We start from the raw sequence: 16,549 nt of genomic DNA on the forward strand, positions 1-16,549 counted from the left end.
ATGCGAGGCGAGATCGAACTGCGGCGCGACGACTTCCGCGACACGCCGCGCACGCTGTACCGCACCGACGGCCTGACCGTCACCGCGTTCGCGTATCCGTCCGGCGTCGAGGCGCTGAAGCTCGAGAACCGGCGCGGCCATCTCGTCGTGCTGCCGTATCTCGGCCAGATGATCTGGGCCGCCGCGTTCGACGGCCGCGACCTGACGATGAAGCACATGTTCCGGCAACCGAAACGCGCGGCTTCGATCATCGATACCTACGGCTGCTTCATGTTCCACAGCGGGCTGCTGCGCAACGGCTGCCCGGGGCCGGACGACACGCACGCGCTGCACGGCGAGATGCCGTGCGCGCCGATGGACCGCGCGAGCCTGGTCGTCGGCGCGGACGCGCGCGGTGCGTTCGTCGAAGTGACCGGCGAGTACGAATACGTGCAGGGTTTCGGCAGCCACTACATGGCGCGTCCGTCGGTGCGGCTCATGGAGCACGACGCACAGATGACGATCTCGATGGACGTGACGAATCTCGGCGGCGCGCCGATGGACCTGATGTACATGGCGCACCTGAACTACGCGTACGTGCCCGGCGGCCGTTTCGTGCAGTCGCTGCCGCACAACGGGCTGCGGCTGCGCGACAGCGTGCCCGCGCACGTGAAGCCGACCGCCGCATGGCGCGACTACACGGCCACGCTCGCGCGCGAACCGCAACGGCTTCACACGCTCGATGCGCCCGCGCTGTACGACCCGGAGATCGTGTTCTTCATGAACGAGGCGGAAACGGATGCCGGCGGCGTCGCGCATTTCCGGCTCGCGCATCCGGACGGCGGCGCATTCCACACCGCGTACCGCCCCGAGCAATTCCCGCACGCGACGCGGTGGATCCTGCACAACGCGGACCAGCAGGTCGCCGCATTCGCGCTGCCGTCGACCTGCGAGCCGGAGGGTTATCAGGCCGAACGCCGCAAGGGCCATGTCGCGACACTCGCGCCGGGCGCGACGCGCCGCTTCGAGGTCGTCACCGGCTACCTGAGCGCGGCGGAAGCCCGCCATGCCTGAGGCGATGCAAAGCGCGATGCCCGCCCGCGCGGCGTCAGGTCACGAGCGCGATCCCGTGTTCGCGGATCGTCGTTTCGTAGCGGCCGCTCAGTTGCCCGTCCGAGATCACGTAGTTGAAGTCGGTCAGCTCGGCGAAATAGGCCGCGCGCACTTCGTCGAACTTCGTGTGGTCGACGAGCAGGAAGCGGTTCTGCGCGCGTTCCATCACCTTCTTTTTCGCGTCGACTTCGTGGAAGTTGAAGCAGGTCACGCCGCAGCGGTCGCTCACGCCGGCCGCCGAGATGAACGCCTTCGACACGCGCACCGTATCGAGAATGCCCGTCTCGGCCACCGACTCGAACACCATGTTCTTGCGATGGTACGCACCGCCGCACAGGATCACGCTGCAATGCGGCTTCTGCTGCAGCTTCGCGAACACGTTCAGCGAATTGCAGACGGCGGTGAATTCGAGGTCGTCCGGAATGAAGTCGACGACGAACGGCGTGGTCGAGCCGCAGTCGACGAAGATCGTGTCGCCGGTCGTCACGAACTGCGCGGCCAGCTTGCCGATGCGGCGCTTCTCCTCGGTCTGCCGGTTGTTCTCGGCACTGACCACGTACTCGCCGATGTCGCTGCGCTGCGCGGCGAAGTGGCGGGTCACGTAGCCGCCGATCAGGCTGAGGCCGTGCGGGTTGTCCGCGAGATCGCGGCGGATCGTCATTTCCGATACGCCGAACAGCTCGGCGACTTCCTTCAGATGAATCGCGTTCTGCCCTTGCAGCACGTTCATCAGCGTCTTGATTCGTTCGCCCTTCTTCGTTTCCATGCCAGTATCCTGCGTGCGCGCCGCGTCCGTCGCTTGTCGTGCCGGGCGCGCGGGCCCGGCCGGAATGTCGTATTTGTAACAAACCGATGTGAAAACATCAACTTTCCGTGTGCCCTTCCGGCACACGATCCGTGGAGTCCTGAAACATGCCGCTTTCCAACGCCCAACTCGCTCAAACCATCGATCACACGCTGCTCGCGCCCGACGCGAGCGACGCGCAGATCCGCGACCTCTGCCGCCAGGCGGCCGAGCATCGCTTTTACTCGGTCTGCGTGAATTCGGCGAACGTGCCGCTCGCCGCGCGCGAGCTGGCCGATACCGGCGTGCTCGTCTGCGCCGTGGTGGGTTTTCCGCTCGGCGCGGGGCTGTCGGCCGCCAAGGCATTCGAAGCCACCGCCGCGATCGCGGCGGGCGCCGGCGAGATCGACATGGTGATCAACATCGGCGCGCTGAAGAGCGGCCGCGCCGACGACGTGAAGGCCGACATCGAAGCCGTGCACCGTGCCTGCGGTGCGGTGCCGCTCAAGGTGATCCTCGAAACGGGGCTGCTGACCGACGACGAGAAGGTGCGCGTGTGCGAGATGTGCCGCGACCTCGGCGTCGCGTTCGTGAAGACGTCGACCGGGTTCGGCCACGGCGGCGCGACGCTCGCGGATGTCGCGCTGATGCGCCGCACGGTCGGCCCCGTGCTCGGCGTGAAGGCATCGGGCGGCGTGCGCGACCGCGCGGCCGCGCTGGCGATGATCGAGGCCGGCGCGACGCGGCTCGGCACGAGTTCGGGGGTGGCGATCGTCACCGATCAGGGCGGCGTCGAATCGGCGTATTGACGACGCGGGCTACCGACGGCTGCGGTGGTGCACCTCGCGCCGCCGCTGCTACCGCGCGCGTTGTCGATCCTCTTCAGCGGCTTTGCAGTCGGCATGGTCGTCGCGTCGTCGATCCGGTTCCATGCATGTACCGAACGGCTTCAGATCGATAGAGCATCCGTGGCCCGTATCGCGTTGTCCAGCTGCCCGGCGGCCGGCCATAAAATAACTTAGTTAGCCGAATCATCTGCGACAAACAACGATCACCTATCACTCAATTAGAGAGATTCAATTGGCATCGCGCATGTCGACGAGACTACAGTTCGGCGGGGTCTTCCCCCGAATTTCATCCAAGGAACCTCATCGATATGTCAAACACCGCGAATCGCTTCTTGCAGAGCATGATTGCCGCGGCCTGCGTCGCATTGGCCTCTTCCTCACACGCTGCCGAACTGACGCGCGACAACGGCTCGCCCGTCGGCGACAACCAGAATTCGCAGACAGCCGGGCCGAACGGGCCGGTGCTCCTGCAAGACTCGCATCTCATCGAAAAACTCCAGCGCTTCGATCGCGAACGCATCCCCGAGCGTGTCGTGCATGCCCGCGGCACCGGTGCGTTCGGCGAATTCGTGCCGAGCGCCGACATCAGCGACCTGACGACGGCCAAGGTCTTCACGCCCGGCACGAAAACGCCCGTATTCGTCCGCTTCTCGACCGTGATGGGTTATCGCGGCTCGCCCGAGCAGGCGCGCGATCCGCGCGGGTTCGCCGTGAAGTTCTATACGGAACAGGGCAACTGGGATCTGGTCGGGATCAACCTGCCGATCTTCTTCATCCGCGACGCGATCAAGTTCCCTGACTTCGTCCACGCGAACAAGCCGAGCGCGGTCACCGGTGTGCAGGATGCGAACCTCGCGTTCGATTTCTTCGCGCACGCGCCCGAAGCAACCAGCATGCTGACCCGGCTGTACTCGATCGAGGGCATGCCCGATTCGTACCGGAACATGGACGGATACGGCGTGCACGCATTCAAGTTCGTCAACGCCGACGGCAAATACACGTACGTGAAGTTCCACTGGAAAAGCGCGCAAGGGATGCACGGGCTGCGCCCGAAGGACATTCCGGGCTCGATCGGCGCCGACTGGAACCTGATGACGAACGACCTGTACGGCGCGCTGAAGGCGGGCAACGCACCGAAGTGGGACCTCTACATCCAGGTGCTGAAGCCGTCCGAGCTCGACGCGTTCGACTTCAACCCGCTCGACGACACCAAGGTATGGACCGGCGTGCCGGAGCGCAAGATCGGCACGCTGACGCTGAACCGCGTGCCGGACAACTACTTCGAGTCGACCGAGGAATCCGCCTTTGCCCCGTCGCGGATGGTGCCGGGCATCGAGCCGTCGGAAGACCGGATGCTGCAGGGCCGGATGTTCTCGTACGCCGATACGCAGATGTACCGCCTCGGCGCGAACTTCAACCAGTTGCCGATCAACCGTCCGCGCGTGCCCGTCACGAACAACAACCAGGACGGCGCGATGAACTTCGGCGACCGCAAGGGCGAAGTGAACTACGAGCCGTCGGCGCTGAACGAACTCGCGCAGGACCCGCGGTACAAGTCGGTCCAGACGCCGCTTGCCGGCACGACGCAACAAGCCGCGATCCGCAAGACGCTGAACTTCCGGCAGGCGGGCGAGTACTACCGCATGCTGCCCGCGCAGGAGCGGCAGGATCTGGTGACCGCGTTGTCGGGTGACCTGAACCACGTGACGAACGACGCGAACAAGTACGCGATGCTGTCGTACTTCTACAAGGCCGATGCGGACTACGGGACACGCCTGGCGCGTGCCACGCACGCCGACCTGACCCGCGTGAAATCGCTCGCCGACAAACTCGTCGAGAACTGATCGGGCAATCCCGCGAAGGCTGCCGGTGCGGTCTTCGCGTCCCGACCCATCGATCCGATTGCGCCGCGCGGCCACGCGCGGCGCGCATTGCTGATGAAGAATCGACTCCGAACCGCCCTCTCCCGCGCGCTCGCGATCGCCGGAGCCGCCGTGCTCGCGGCCTGCGCACAAACCGCGCCGCCCGCGGCCGTGCCGCACCCCGATGCGCACGCCGACCTGCGCCGCTACGACGACGCATGGTTTGCCGCCGCGCGCCTCGGTCGCATCGACATCCTGCAGGCACTCGTCGACGCGCGCTACCCGATCGACGCGACGACACGCGAAGGTTATACGGCGGTCATCCTGGCCGCCTATCGCGACCAGCCTGCAACGCTCGACTATCTGCTGCGCAACGGCGCGAACCCGTGTCTCGGCGATCGTCACGGCAACACGGCCCTGATGGGCGCGCTGTTCAAGGGCGAGACCGCGATCGCGAAACGGCTGGCCGATGCGCACTGCCCAATCGACCAGACCAATCACGCCGGCGAAACGGCGCTGTCGTTCGCCGCGCTGTTCGGCCGCCTCGACATGCTGCCGGTACTCGTCGCACATGGCGCGAACCCCGATCACGTCGATGCGCTCGGCCGCACCGCACTGCAGAACGCGATCCTGCAAGGCAACGACGCCGCGGTTGCCGCACTGGAAAAGGTTGGCGCGACACCGAATGCCGACGTGACGTTGCGCTCGAGGCCGTGACCGCTCGACCTTGAACCGGCCGTCGAGGGCATGATCTCCGATCGGCGAAGGCTGGCACCGACAGTTTCGACGAAGGCGCCTCTTCCGCCCGCTCCGCGACATCGGCACAATGCCGGTCATGCGCCAAGACAACGCCTTCGTTTACCCGTCCGCCGGCCCCGTCGGCCGCCTCGCCAACCGGCTCGTCGCGAGCCGCCCGCTGCTGCGCGCACGCCGCGCGCTGCTGTCGCGGCTGCCGTTCCTGCAACTCGCGAGCGAAGTCGAGAACGTCGTGTACTTCACCTGGCTCGTCGATGTCGCCGCCGTCGCGCACCTGGTGCCGCGCGGCGTCACGCTCGCGAGCCGCGACGGCCGCACGCCGTTCACGATCCTCACCTATGCGCACCGCCATTTCGGCCCGCGTATCGCGGGCCCGCTGCGACGCGTGTTCCCGTCGCCGCTGCAAAGCAACTGGCGGCTTTACGTCGATGCGCTGCCGGGTGGCGTGCCGGCCGATCGCACGGTGCTGTTCGTGAAGAACGTGTTCGATCATCCGCTCTATGCGCTCGGCAGCCGGCTCTTCAGCGACGCGCTGCCGTCGCATCTCGCCGCGCGCTTCACCCATGCCGTGCAGGACGGACGTTATCGAACGCTGCTGTCAGGCGGGGCCGGGAGCGCGCCCGATTTCCACTGCTCGGCGGCCGTGTCGAACGACGACACGCTACCCGCCGCGTTCGCGCCGTTCTTCGGAAGCTGGCGCGACGCCGTCGCCTACCTGTCGCTGCAGCACGCGGCCGTCGCGCATGTCGCGGACTGCGACGGCCTCGCCCATGCGTCGATCGACCTGCCGATCGACATCGATGCGGTCCGGCCGCTGAAACCGGTCGAACCGGTCGGCGGCGGCGCCTTCCTCGCGCGGATCGGCGCGACCGGCGAACCGCTGTGCTTCGTCGTGCCGGATGTTGCGTTCCGCGTGTTGTCGGAGCGGGTGCTGTAACGCCCCGCTCAACCCGCGCGCCGCGCGTGCGCGGGTTCGTCCGCGTCGCGTTCGTCCGCCAGCCGCCCGAGGTAATCCCGCACGAACTGCCCGGCAATCCGCCCCGACCGCGCACCGCGTTCCAGCGCCCACTGCAGCGCCGGTTCGCGCGCCGCGCGGATCTGCTCCGCATCGAACCCGGCTTCGCCGAGCCGGCTTTCGACGACGGCCAGGTACGCATCCTGCGTGAACCCGTAGAACGTCACCCAGATCCCGAAGCGCTCGGACAACGAAATCCGCTCCTCGACCGCGTCGCCCGGATGCAGCTCGCCGTTCTCCGCGCGCGACACGTTCGCGTTGTCGCTCGCCTGCTCGGGCATCAGGTGGCGGCGATTCGACGTCGCGTACACGAGCACGTTCGACAGGTCGCTCGCGACCGAGCCGTCGAGCACTGTCTTGAGCTCCTTGTAACCGGTCTCGCCGGCCTCGAACGACAGGTCGTCGCAGAACACGATGTACCGCTCGGGCCGCGCACGCACCAGCTCGACGATCGCCGGCAGGTCGCTCAGCCGCTCCTTGCCGACCTCGATCAGCCGCAGCCCGTGCGGCGCGAACGCGTGCAGGCACGCTTTCACGATCGACGACTTCCCGGTGCCGCGCGCGCCGGTCAACAGCACGTGATTGGCCGCGAACCCGCGCACGAACTGCCGCGTGTTCCGTTCGACGATCGCCACCTGACGCTCGACGTTGCGCAGCGCATCGAACGTTATCAGCGCGGGCGCCGCGACCGGTTCGAGCGGCGCCGTGCGCGGCCCGCCGTCGAAACCGCGCCAGCGGAACGCGACGGCCGCGTCGAAATCGACGGCCGCCGGCCGGCCGGTGCCCGCGAGTGCCTCGAGCGCGGTCGCGATCCGTTCGAGCTGATGCGCGAGCGCCGGACCGTCGACGGATGCGCGCGCGTCCGGCAGCGCCGCCATCAGGTTCTGCATGTCGCGGTCGCCGCTCATTGCCGTACTCCCTGCGACGCACTCGCGTGGAACGGGAACCGCTGCGCGATCGCCACGCCGACGAGCGCGACGCCGCCGCCGATCAGGTGATACAGCCGCAACGATTCGCCGAGCAGCACGATCGCGCCGCCGGCCGTCATCACCGGCAGCAGGTTCATGAACATCGCGCAGCGGCTCGGGCCGAGCAGCCGCACGCCCTGCATCCACAGGTACGGCAGCACGACCGACGCCAGCACACCGGCATACAGGATCAGCGGCACGCTCGCGCGGGTCGGCCACGCCGCCTGCGGGGGCAAGCGCAGCAGCATCGGCACCATGAAGACGAGCGCGGCGAGCGCCTGCACGTAGGTCGACTGCCACGCCGGCAGCACGCCGATGCGCCAGCGCTTGAGCAGCACGCCGTACAGCGCATACGCGGCCGACGCGGCCAGCATCAGCAGGTCGCCCGCATGCACGCCGCGCGCGGCGATCGTCGTCGGGTGCCCCTCGGCGATCAGGTAGACGACGCCCGCGAGCGACAGCACCCCGCCGCCGATCATGCCGGCCCCCGGCGGATCGCCGAGCAGCAGCGAGCTGAGCGCCATCGTCATCAGCGGCACGAGCGCCGTGATGATCGCCATGTTGGTCGCGCTCGTCGTTTTCGCGGCCTCGTAGGACAGGCTCTGGAACAGCGCCATCGCGAGAAAACCGAGCACCGCGAGCTTCGGCAGGTGCGCGACGAGCGCCGCGCGGTTGCGCCACGCGGGGCGCAGCGTGAACACGCTCATCAGCGCGACGGCGAGCAGCAGCCGGTAGAACGTGATCGCCGACGGGTCGATCGTCGATGCCGACAGCTTCGACACGACCACGTTGCCGGCCCACAGCGCGATCGCGCAGAAGGGAAACAGAAAAGGAGGCTTGTTCATCGCGTTTGACGGATTAATATCGTGGCAGGGTGCGGGCGTGAATCGGAACGCCATCGTGCCCGCCCGCCCAACTGCCTGTCTCACGCCAAAATGTCAGGACTTGTCGCCAATCGGACACTCGAGCCCACCCCGCCGCTTGCGCACCTGCGCTACGAATCGACGCCGATGCCCGTGTCGGCGATGGCGGCGGCGTACCCGCACGGCACGTCGATACCGACGCACTGCCATCGCCGCGCACAACTGCTCTATGCGATCGAGGGCGTGATGCACGTGCAGTCCGAGGGCGCATCGTGGGTCGTGCCGCCCACGCGCGGCGTGTGGCTCGAAGCCGGCCTCGACCACACGGTGCAGATGAGCGGCGACGTGCAGATGCGCACCGTGTTCGTCGAACCGGGCACGGTCGAGCACCTGCCCGCGCGCAGTTGCGTGGTGGAAGTGCATCCGCTGCTGCGCGAGCTGATCCTCGCCGCGGTCGACGTGCCGCTCGACTACGCGCCGGGCTCGCGCCACGATCACCTGATGCACCTGCTGCTCGCCGAGGTGACGGTCGCGCCGCTGCTGCCGCTGTACCTGCCGTGGCCGCACGACGCACGGCTGCGGACGATCTGCGACTCGCTCATCGCCGCGCCTGACGATCCGCGCACGATCGCCGAATGGGCAGACCGGCTCGGCCTGTCGGTCCGTACGCTGCATCGCGCGTTCCGGCGCGAGACGGGGCTCAGCTTCCGCCGCTGGCGGGAGCAGGCGCGGCTGCTGCTCGCGCTCAAGCGCCTCGCGCACGGCGAGAAGGTGCTGACCGTCGCGATGGATCACGGCTACAGCAGCCAGAGCGCGTTCTCGGCGATGTTCAAGCGGCATTTCGGCGTGTCGCCGTCGGCGTTTTACGCGTAGCGCGTAGCGCGCGGCCGTGCGCGACGGGGGGCGCTACCGCGCCGCGATCCCCACGATGAAGAACACGCACGCGGCGGCCGACGCGACCGTGCGCACGTGATTCCACCTCGTCCAGTCGTGCATGTAACGCGTCCACAGCGCGGCGCCGTGCGCGGTCGACGGATCGGCCGCGGCGAGCGCATCGTTGAGCGGCACGTTGACGGCCATCGTCACCGCGAACATGCCGAACACGTACAGCACGCCGCCCGCGAGCGCCGCCATCGCCCCCGGCTGGCCGCGATCGAGCAGCGCGATCACGACCAGGGCCAGCGCCATCAGCGTCGTGACGAGGAACAGCGGCATGAACGGCGAACGCACGATGTCGACGTTGATCGCGTTCATCGCGGCCACGCCGGCATGCGGCGCGATCCGCCCGAGCGACGTCATCACGAACGTCGAAAACGCGAAATACACGCCGGCCATCAGCCCGCAGCCGATGGCCGAGCCCCACAGCAAGACGGGCGTCACGAACGCGATCATGATCGTGCGCTCCACACGCCGGTCGCGGCCGTCGCGCGCGCATAGTCGGCGAAGTCGCGTGCCGGCCGCCCGAGCGTCGCTTCGATGCCGTGCGTCACCGCGCTGTTGCGCCCGTCGAGCACCACGCCGAACAGATCGTCGAGCAGCGCGACGACCGGCTCCGGTACGCCGGCCTCGCGCAATCCGGCCGCGAACGCATCGGCCGGAATCTCGCGATAGACGACCGGCCGGCCGGCGGCCCGCGCGATTTCGCCGACCGCTTCGGCGAACGTCAGCGCGCGCGGGCCCGTGACCTCGATCACGCGGTTCGCGAAGCGCGCATCGGTGAGCGCGGCCACCGCCACGTCCGCGATGTCGTCCGCATCGACAAACGGCTCGCGCACCGCGCCGGCCGGCAGCGCGACTTCGCCGGCCAGCACGCCGTCGATCAGGTAGCCCTCGGAGAAGTTCTGGTTGAACCAGCTCGCGCGCACCACGCCCCAGCCCACGCCCGACGCCTGCAGCGCAGCCTCCGCCGCCTGCGCGCGCGGCTCGCCGCGCCCGGACAGCAGCACGACGCGCTCGAGACCGCTTTCCCGCGCCAGCCGCGCGAACGCGGCGATCGCCTCCACCGCGCCCACGACCGCCAGATCGGGCTGGTAGGTCACGTACGCGGCCGACACGCCCGCGAGCGCGGCGGGCCACGTCTCGGGCGCCATCCAGTCGAAGCGGACGGCCGACGTGCGCGACACGGGTCGCGTCGCGATGCCGCGCGCGCGCAGCCGTGCATCGACGCGGGCGCCCGTCTTGCCCGAACCGCCGACGATGAGGGTGGGAAGTGCCGACATGACCGTCTCCTTTGACAAAAATGCGAGAATATCTCGCGTTTTGAAAACACGATAGACTCTCGCATTAGCAACGTCAAGTTTTTCTGGAGGCGGCATGGGCCGACAAAAATCGGGGCAAAACGACGAGCCCGACGCGGCGGCATCGGATACCCCGGCGCGCGCGCGGCTGGTACCAACGCAGCAACGCAGCCGTGAGCGGTTCGAGCGCATTCTCGCGAGCGCGTCGGAGGTGATGATCGAGAAAGGCTGCGACGCGTTCCGGATGAGCGACATCGTCGAGCGCACGGGCATCTCGTTCGGTTCGCTGTACCAGTACTTCCCGGACAAGGCGGCCGTGATCGGCACGCTCGCGGAGCGCTACAACGAAGCCGGACACGACTGCGTGCGGCGCGATCTCGCCGCGATGAAGTCGCTCGACGACCTGCACGCCACGCTCGCCCGCATCACGGACAGCTATTACCGGATGTTCGTCGACGAGCCGCTGATGCGCGACATCTGGCGGGCCACGCAGGCCGACCGCGCACTGCAGGCGCTCGACCGGGCGGACGGCGAGTTTCTGGCGGGGCTGTTGGCGGATGCGCTGCGGGAACTCGCACCGGCGGTGCCCGACGTGCAGTTGGCGGCGTTCTCGGAATTGACGATGGTGTTGATCGCCGCGGCGGTGCGACATGCGATCGAGTTGCCGCCGAAGGCGGCGCGCAGGATTCTCGCAATGTTCAAGCAAACATTGCCGGAAAATCTTTCCGTGCTCGACAGCTAGGCCGCGCACGAATTTCATAATCGGGAAATTCTCATTCCCCGTTCATTATTGAATATTCGCCAATATAATTACAAAAACCAAGGGCGCAACGCGAGACCGCGGCGCCCGCATCCCTGATTCCCCGTTAAAACCGATTCAAAGCTCCGCGACGCTCGAAAGCGCGGAGCTTTCTCCTTTTCGCGCAATGCAATCCGCTTCGTGAAACGACGCGCGTTTCGCGCCGGTGAACTCCGCGACGCTTTATTCAGCGTTGCGGCAGCCAGACTCCGCCGGAGTCAACAAATCGCGAGATGATTTACCGGAATAGATTAATTAAAAAATTACAATGATCAATGGAATCGATTTCAATCAATAATCACAATCATCCATCGATTCTTCCATTTACTTTTCAATATTGCTTCCGCTAAGCTTGCGCCAGGATTTTTTTGACGCCGACCAGATTGATCGACGAATTTCAGATTCAGGCGAATTTGAATTAAACCGATCGATTATTGTTTATTTTGAAAATCAAATGAGACGATATCACTCCACCGAAACCGGCCAGCCTTCATCCGGTTGACCGGGCACGCCGTGCGTCGCTCGGCGGCAGATGCCTGCCGCCCCGACCACATCTCTTTGGCATCGCGACTCAGGCTGCGCGGGCTGCGTCCGGTCATGGCGCACGGCCCACGCGGCACCGCACCGCTATCGCGAACTTCGAACTCACACTCTTGCGAGCGCTGACGATGGACGACTTTTGCCGCGCGAATTTGCCCCCTGCCGAGGATTGGCCGACGTTCGTCTTCGAATTGCCGGGGCTGCAGTTTCCGCCGTTTCTCAATTGCGCCGCCGCGCTGCTGGATACCGCCGTCGACGAGCGCGGCTGGGGCGATCGCGCGGCGATCACGACCGGGTCGGGCATCACGTGGTCGTATCGCGAATTGCGCGATACCGCCAACCGGATCGCCAACCTGCTCGTCCATGACGGGGGCCTCGTGGCCGGCAATCGGGTGCTGCTGCACGGCGCGAATCACCCGATGCTGGCCGCCGCGTGGTTCGGCGTGGTCAAGGCCGGCGGCATCGCCGTCGCAACGATGCCGAAGCTGCGCGCGGGGGAACTGTCGACCATCATCGGGCGGGCCCGGGTCACGCACGTCATCTGCGAAGCCGGGCTGTCCACCGAACTCGACGCGGCGATGGCGAGCCTGCAGTGGCGCGGCGACGTTCGACGCTACGACACGGACGACACGCATCCGCACGCGCGCTGGCTCGACGGCCATTCGGCGGCATTCGCGGCCGCCGAAACGCGCGCGGACGATCCCTGCCTGATCGCGTTCACGTCGGGAACGACCGGGGAACCGAAGGCAACCGTCCATTTTCATCGCGACGTGATGGCGGCCTGCCACTGCTTTCCGCAGCACGTGCTCCGGCCCACGGCCGACGACGTCTTCTGCGGATCGCCGCCGCTCGCGTTCACGTTCGGCCTCGGCGCGCTGCTGCTGTTTCCGGTCAGCGTCGGCGCGAGCGTCGTGCTGTTGCCGAAAGCGGGCCCGGAACAGCTGCTGGCCGCCGTCGAGCGGCATCGGGTCAGCATCCTGTTTACAGCGCCGGCGGCCTATCGGGCCATGCTCGACCATCTCGACCAGCGTGACCCGTGCGACATCTCGTCCCTGCGCAAATGCGTGTCGGCGGGCGAAGCGCTGCCGCCATGGACGCGCGATGCGTGGCAGATCCGCACCGGCCTGCACCTGATCGACGGCATCGGGTCGACCGAGATGCTGCACATCTTCGCGTCGACGGGCGACACCGGCACGAAGGACGGCGCGATCGGCAAGGCGGTGCCCGGTTACCGCGTTGCCGTCGTGGACGAGCACGGCCAGTGCCTGCCGCCCTACGAGATCGGCTACCTGGCCGTGCAGGGGCCGACCGGATGCCGCTACCTGAACGACACGCGGCAACGCGACTACGTCAAGCACGGCTGGAACCTGACGGGCGACAGTGCCTACCTGGACGAGGACGGCTATCTGTTCTACCAGGCACGCGCGGACGACATGATCATCACCTCCGGCTACACGGTGTCGCCCGGCGAAGTGGAGCAGGCGCTGCTGCGCCATCCGGATATCGCCGAATGCGGCGTCGTCGGGCAAGTCGACGAACGGGGCGGCACGCTCATCTGCGCGCACGTGGTGCTGCGCCCGGGCGTCGACGGCTCGGATGCGTTGACGACGCAGCTTCAGCAGCACGTGAAAAGCGTGATTGCGCCATACAAGTGCCCGCATCGCGTGGCCTATCACCCCGCCGGTTTGCCGCGCAACGAATCGGGCAAATTGCGACGTGCTGTGCTCCGGCAGGCGGGTCATGGCGCGGCGCGTTCCCTGAATCAAGCAGTCCAAAGCGAAGAAATCCTATGAAAATTCTCGGCGCCGCGGCGGCCGTTCCGGCCCCCGCGACCACCGCGCAATCCTGCGCGAACGACTACGCGATCAAGGCGGCCAGGCAGGCGCTGCAACAAGCCGGTTGCCTGCCGTCGGAACTGGATCTGATCGTCAGCCTGTCGATCTCCCCCAGCCGGATGGCGGACGCCCCGTCGATCGCGGGCCCGCGCCTGGCGCACCCCGTGCAGCGCGACCTGCGTGCGCGACATGCGGCCGTGTTCGATCTGCTCGATGCGGACTGGACGCTCGCACTCGATCTCGCGCAAAGCCATTGCCGGCAGCTCGGCTATCGGCGCGCGCTCGTCGTTCGCGCGGAAGCGCTCGCGGACGTCGAGCAGGTGACCGAGAGCGGCTTCGCCGACGGTGCGGGTGCGATCGTGCTGACGCCGTCCGGCCATGACCGCGCTTATGCGAGCCGCTACGCGGATCTCGATTCCCCGCCGTTCGCGACGCTCGACGCGCTTGCGCCCCGGCGCGTGAACGGCAGCCTGTCGCTGGCCCGCTTCGAAAGCCTGTTCGATCGCGCCACCGGCCGGTTCGACGCCGAACCGGCCAATGCGAGCGCCGCGGTCAACGCAATGCTCGACGCGACGCAAAGCCGCATCGACCGGCGTGCCGCCACGCTGTTCTGCGAATCGTGGCTGGGCGGATGGCCGTCGATCGCCACCGGCGCGCGGGATGCTTTCCGCGTCGACGTCGTCACCGGTCCGGCGGAGATTCCGAACCCGTTCCAGCTGCCCGCGTGGCTCGCGTCGCGCGTCGCAGATTCGATTTCGTTGTGCGACGATGAACGGACGGTGATCGCCATGACACTGGATCCGTTCCGGCCGCGCATCGCCTGCAGCACGATGGAGGTCTGACGGTGCACAACGTCCGAATCGCAAGTCTCGCCTGCCGCCTGCCGGCACGCCAGGTACCCAACGACGATCCCGTCTTCGCGGGCGTCGAGCCCATTCCGGCGGAATGGTGGCAATTCTGGGGCATCGAATCGCGCCACATGATCGACCCCGATGCCGGCGAATCCGAGCTGGCGCTGGCCGAGCGCACGGCCCGCGACGCCCTCGCGCGTGCCGGCGTGGAACCCGCCGAACTCGACCTGGTGCTGTTCAACATGACGTCGCCGTTCGTGTCGCTCGCCGACGGCCGGCGCCGGTTCGCGCCGCGGCTCTCGCGCGCGCTGCGCGACCGGCTCGGCGCCACGCGCGCGCTCGATGCCGATATCGAGATGGAATGCGCGAGCTTCGTGCTGCAACTGCAGCTCGCCGCCAACCTCATCAAGCAGGGGCGCGTGAAACGGGCGCTGGTGTGCTCGTCGGAGCGCATGTCGGCGGTGGTCGACTACACGAGCAAGTCGTCGACGAACTTCGGCGACGGCGCGGCCGCGGCCGTGCTCGTCGCGGAGCCGGCCGACCCCGACGGCGCCGACTGGCTGGATGCCGCATATCACAGCGACGCCACCCGCTACGACCTCGTGACGATGCAGTGGCGCAATGCGCAGGCCGCGGCCGACGACGACGCGGAAACCGGCGCCGACAACCCGTTCGGCGTGTATTTCACGCTCAAGCCCGAAGCGCAGGAGGCGATCTCGCGTTTCATGCCGGTGGCCATTCCCGATATCGTCGAGCGGCTGCTGCACCGGAGCGGCACCGGCATCGCCGACATCGATGCAATGGTGTTCCACCAGCCGTCCGCGCTGCTCGTGCGCTCGTGGGCGCAGCGGCTCGGGCTCAGGTCCGATCAGTACGTGATTCGCGTGGCCGATTGCGCGTGCCTCGTGTCGGCCGCCGTGCCGTTCGCGCTGGCCGAGTCGATCCGGCAGGGCGTGATCCGGCCGGGATCGAAGGTCGTGATTGCCGGCGCGGGCGCTGGCTGGGGCTTCGGTGCGCAATTGTGGCGCTGGGGCGAAACCGTCGTGTCCGATGCGGGCGGCACGGTCGCCGCCGTGACGGAACAGGAGGGTCAGGCATGAGCGCCCGTCTCGTCATCGCCGGGTTCGGCCATGCGCTGCCCGAGCGGATCGTCGGCAACGACGAAGTCGCCGGCATGATCGACACCAGCGACGCGTTCATTCGCGAACGCACCGGCGTCGTCGCGCGACGTTATCTCGGCCCCGATCAGCATCTGGCGGATCTCGCCTGCCCGGCCGCGGAACGCGCCATGGCCGACGCGGGCGTCACGGCGCACGACGTCGACCTGCTGATCGTCAATACGCTGTCGCCCGATCATCACGATCCGTCGCAGGCGTGCTACATCCAGCCCCGGCTCGGCTTGCGGGAGGTGCCGTGCTTCGACATCCGCGCGCAATGCAGCGGCGGGCTCTACGGGATCGAGATCGCGCGTCACTTCCTCGCGAGCGGCCTGTATCGCAACGTGCTGCTGGTCTGCGCCGAGGCGCTGTCGCGGCGCATCGACACGAGCAACGCCGGGCGCAACCTGTCGATCCTGCTGAGCGACGGCGCCGCCGCGCTGCTGCTGCAGGCGACGGACGAGCCGGCGCGCGGGCTGATCGACCTGACGCTCGGCGCCGACGGCACCCAGTTCGACCTGCTCGCCACCGAGGCGCCCGGCGCGCGGCGCCCGCGCTTCATCGACGCGGACGACATCGCGGCCGGCCGCCACCACTTCCGGATGAAAGGCGCGCCGATGTTCGAAGACGCGACGCGCCGCATCGTCGACGCATGCCGGCAGATGCTCGACAAGCACCGGCTGACGATCGGCGATATCGGCCTGGTCGTGCCGCACCAGCCGAACCTGCGCATCCTCGACGCGGTCATCGAGCGGCTCGGGCTGCCCCGCGAGCGCTGCATGATCTCCGTCGATCAACTGGGCAACATGGCGAGCGCGGCGTTTCCGGTCGCGCTCGCCCTCGCCCGCGAGCAAGGCCGCATGCCGGCCGGCCAGCTCAACCTCCTCGTGACCTACGGCGCGGGCGCGACATGGGCCTGTGCGCTCTATCGGAGCTGAACGA

Annotated in this window: 16 protein-coding genes; 11 read left to right on the forward strand and 5 right to left on the reverse strand. The window is 67.6% G+C overall.

What is annotated here, in order from left to right:
• Positions 1-1,053: an aldose 1-epimerase family protein gene (locus ACTJLD_RS36155; protein WP_091921580.1), complete on the forward strand. Its 1,053-nt coding sequence runs from the start codon at positions 1-3 to the stop codon at positions 1,051-1,053.
• A gap of 34 nt (positions 1,054-1,087) precedes the next feature.
• On the opposite strand, the gene deoR is transcribed toward ACTJLD_RS36155, so the two are convergent.
• Positions 1,088-1,858, reverse strand: coding sequence for a DNA-binding transcriptional repressor DeoR (deoR, locus tag ACTJLD_RS36160; RefSeq protein ID WP_060061397.1), 771 nt, complete (start codon positions 1,856-1,858; stop codon positions 1,088-1,090).
• Between the two features lie 146 nt (positions 1,859-2,004).
• On the opposite strand from deoR, the gene deoC reads away from it, so the two are divergent.
• From deoC to ACTJLD_RS36180, 4 genes are all read left to right on the forward strand, one after another.
• Positions 2,005-2,685, forward strand: coding sequence for a deoxyribose-phosphate aldolase (deoC, locus tag ACTJLD_RS36165; protein ID WP_124918740.1), 681 nt, complete (start codon positions 2,005-2,007; stop codon positions 2,683-2,685).
• Positions 2,686-3,065: 380 nt separating this feature from the next.
• Positions 3,066-4,568: a catalase gene (locus tag ACTJLD_RS36170; RefSeq protein WP_440661157.1), complete on the forward strand. Its 1,503-nt coding sequence runs from the start codon at positions 3,066-3,068 to the stop codon at positions 4,566-4,568.
• Between the two features lie 93 nt (positions 4,569-4,661).
• The gene (locus tag ACTJLD_RS36175; RefSeq protein WP_440661139.1) at positions 4,662-5,303 is read left to right on the forward strand and encodes an ankyrin repeat domain-containing protein; all 642 of its coding nucleotides are present in this window, start codon (positions 4,662-4,664) and stop codon (positions 5,301-5,303) included.
• Between the two features lie 109 nt (positions 5,304-5,412).
• Entirely contained in the window at positions 5,413-6,279 is an 867-nt protein-coding gene (locus ACTJLD_RS36180; protein ID WP_440661140.1) for a DUF2071 domain-containing protein, read from the forward strand.
• Positions 6,280-6,287: 8 nt separating this feature from the next.
• Here the strand turns inward: ACTJLD_RS36180 and ACTJLD_RS36185 are convergent, their stop codons facing one another.
• Together ACTJLD_RS36185 and ACTJLD_RS36190 are read right to left on the reverse strand one after the other, a co-directional pair.
• Positions 6,288-7,235 (reverse strand): ATP-binding protein, encoded by a 948-nt coding sequence (locus tag ACTJLD_RS36185; protein ID WP_060194224.1) that lies wholly within the window; start codon positions 7,233-7,235, stop codon positions 6,288-6,290.
• 26 nt (positions 7,236-7,261) lie between these two features.
• Positions 7,262-8,170 (reverse strand): DMT family transporter, encoded by a 909-nt coding sequence (locus ACTJLD_RS36190; protein WP_440661141.1) that lies wholly within the window; start codon positions 8,168-8,170, stop codon positions 7,262-7,264.
• A 90-nt stretch (positions 8,171-8,260) separates the two neighbouring features.
• Between ACTJLD_RS36190 and ACTJLD_RS36195 the strand changes: the two genes are divergently transcribed.
• The gene (locus tag ACTJLD_RS36195) at positions 8,261-9,061 is read left to right on the forward strand and encodes an AraC family transcriptional regulator (protein WP_060358671.1); all 801 of its coding nucleotides are present in this window, start codon (positions 8,261-8,263) and stop codon (positions 9,059-9,061) included.
• A gap of 33 nt (positions 9,062-9,094) precedes the next feature.
• Here ACTJLD_RS36195 and ACTJLD_RS36200 read toward each other — a convergent pair whose 3' ends face one another.
• Complete coding sequence (locus ACTJLD_RS36200; protein ID WP_440661143.1) at positions 9,095-9,580, reverse strand: anthrone oxygenase family protein; 486 nt, start codon at positions 9,578-9,580, stop codon at positions 9,095-9,097.
• Positions 9,577-10,407, reverse strand: coding sequence for an NmrA family transcriptional regulator (locus ACTJLD_RS36205; protein ID WP_440661144.1), 831 nt, complete (start codon positions 10,405-10,407; stop codon positions 9,577-9,579). The genes ACTJLD_RS36200 and ACTJLD_RS36205 overlap by 4 nt, the downstream gene beginning before the upstream one ends.
• A gap of 94 nt (positions 10,408-10,501) precedes the next feature.
• On the opposite strand from ACTJLD_RS36205, the gene ACTJLD_RS36210 reads away from it, so the two are divergent.
• The 5 genes from ACTJLD_RS36210 to ACTJLD_RS36230 all read left to right on the forward strand — a co-directional run bounded on the left by ACTJLD_RS36210 (position 10,502) and on the right by ACTJLD_RS36230 (position 16,545).
• The gene (locus ACTJLD_RS36210; RefSeq protein WP_440661145.1) at positions 10,502-11,167 is read left to right on the forward strand and encodes a TetR family transcriptional regulator; all 666 of its coding nucleotides are present in this window, start codon (positions 10,502-10,504) and stop codon (positions 11,165-11,167) included.
• A 725-nt stretch (positions 11,168-11,892) separates the two neighbouring features.
• The gene (locus ACTJLD_RS36215) at positions 11,893-13,557 is read left to right on the forward strand and encodes an AMP-binding protein (RefSeq protein ID WP_440661146.1); all 1,665 of its coding nucleotides are present in this window, start codon (positions 11,893-11,895) and stop codon (positions 13,555-13,557) included.
• A complete protein-coding gene (locus tag ACTJLD_RS36220) occupies positions 13,554-14,441 on the forward strand; it encodes a hypothetical protein (protein ID WP_440661147.1) in 888 nt (295 codons plus the stop codon). The genes ACTJLD_RS36215 and ACTJLD_RS36220 overlap by 4 nt, the downstream gene beginning before the upstream one ends.
• Complete coding sequence (locus tag ACTJLD_RS36225) at positions 14,420-15,550, forward strand: 3-oxoacyl-ACP synthase III family protein (protein WP_185734089.1); 1,131 nt, start codon at positions 14,420-14,422, stop codon at positions 15,548-15,550. The genes ACTJLD_RS36220 and ACTJLD_RS36225 overlap by 22 nt, the downstream gene beginning before the upstream one ends.
• Entirely contained in the window at positions 15,547-16,545 is a 999-nt protein-coding gene (locus ACTJLD_RS36230; protein ID WP_440661148.1) for a ketoacyl-ACP synthase III, read from the forward strand. Before ACTJLD_RS36225 ends, ACTJLD_RS36230 begins: the two co-directional genes overlap by 4 nt.
• Positions 16,546-16,549 lie beyond the last annotated feature (4 nt).

This window comes from Burkholderia sp. 22088 (assembly GCF_052045915.1).
Taxonomy (GTDB): Bacteria; Pseudomonadota; Gammaproteobacteria; order Burkholderiales; family Burkholderiaceae; genus Burkholderia; species Burkholderia cepacia.

Coding starts and splice junctions, on each gene's coding strand:
- ACTJLD_RS36155 (WP_091921580.1), top strand. CDS start 1: ATGCGAGGCGAGATCGAACTGCGGCGCGACGACTTCCGCGACACGCCG.
- deoR (WP_060061397.1), bottom strand. CDS start 1,858: ATGGAAACGAAGAAGGGCGAACGAATCAAGACGCTGATGAACGTGCTG.
- deoC (WP_124918740.1), top strand. CDS start 2,005: ATGCCGCTTTCCAACGCCCAACTCGCTCAAACCATCGATCACACGCTG.
- ACTJLD_RS36170 (WP_440661157.1), top strand. CDS start 3,066: ATGATTGCCGCGGCCTGCGTCGCATTGGCCTCTTCCTCACACGCTGCC.
- ACTJLD_RS36175 (WP_440661139.1), top strand. CDS start 4,662: ATGAAGAATCGACTCCGAACCGCCCTCTCCCGCGCGCTCGCGATCGCC.
- ACTJLD_RS36180 (WP_440661140.1), top strand. CDS start 5,413: ATGCCGGTCATGCGCCAAGACAACGCCTTCGTTTACCCGTCCGCCGGC.
- ACTJLD_RS36185 (WP_060194224.1), bottom strand. CDS start 7,235: ATGGCGGCGCTGCCGGACGCGCGCGCATCCGTCGACGGTCCGGCGCTC.
- ACTJLD_RS36190 (WP_440661141.1), bottom strand. CDS start 8,170: ATGAACAAGCCTCCTTTTCTGTTTCCCTTCTGCGCGATCGCGCTGTGG.
- ACTJLD_RS36195 (WP_060358671.1), top strand. CDS start 8,261: ATGTCAGGACTTGTCGCCAATCGGACACTCGAGCCCACCCCGCCGCTT.
- ACTJLD_RS36200 (WP_440661143.1), bottom strand. CDS start 9,580: ATGATCGCGTTCGTGACGCCCGTCTTGCTGTGGGGCTCGGCCATCGGC.
- ACTJLD_RS36205 (WP_440661144.1), bottom strand. CDS start 10,407: ATGTCGGCACTTCCCACCCTCATCGTCGGCGGTTCGGGCAAGACGGGC.
- ACTJLD_RS36210 (WP_440661145.1), top strand. CDS start 10,502: ATGGGCCGACAAAAATCGGGGCAAAACGACGAGCCCGACGCGGCGGCA.
- ACTJLD_RS36215 (WP_440661146.1), top strand. CDS start 11,893: ATGGACGACTTTTGCCGCGCGAATTTGCCCCCTGCCGAGGATTGGCCG.
- ACTJLD_RS36220 (WP_440661147.1), top strand. CDS start 13,554: ATGAAAATTCTCGGCGCCGCGGCGGCCGTTCCGGCCCCCGCGACCACC.
- ACTJLD_RS36230 (WP_440661148.1), top strand. CDS start 15,547: ATGAGCGCCCGTCTCGTCATCGCCGGGTTCGGCCATGCGCTGCCCGAG.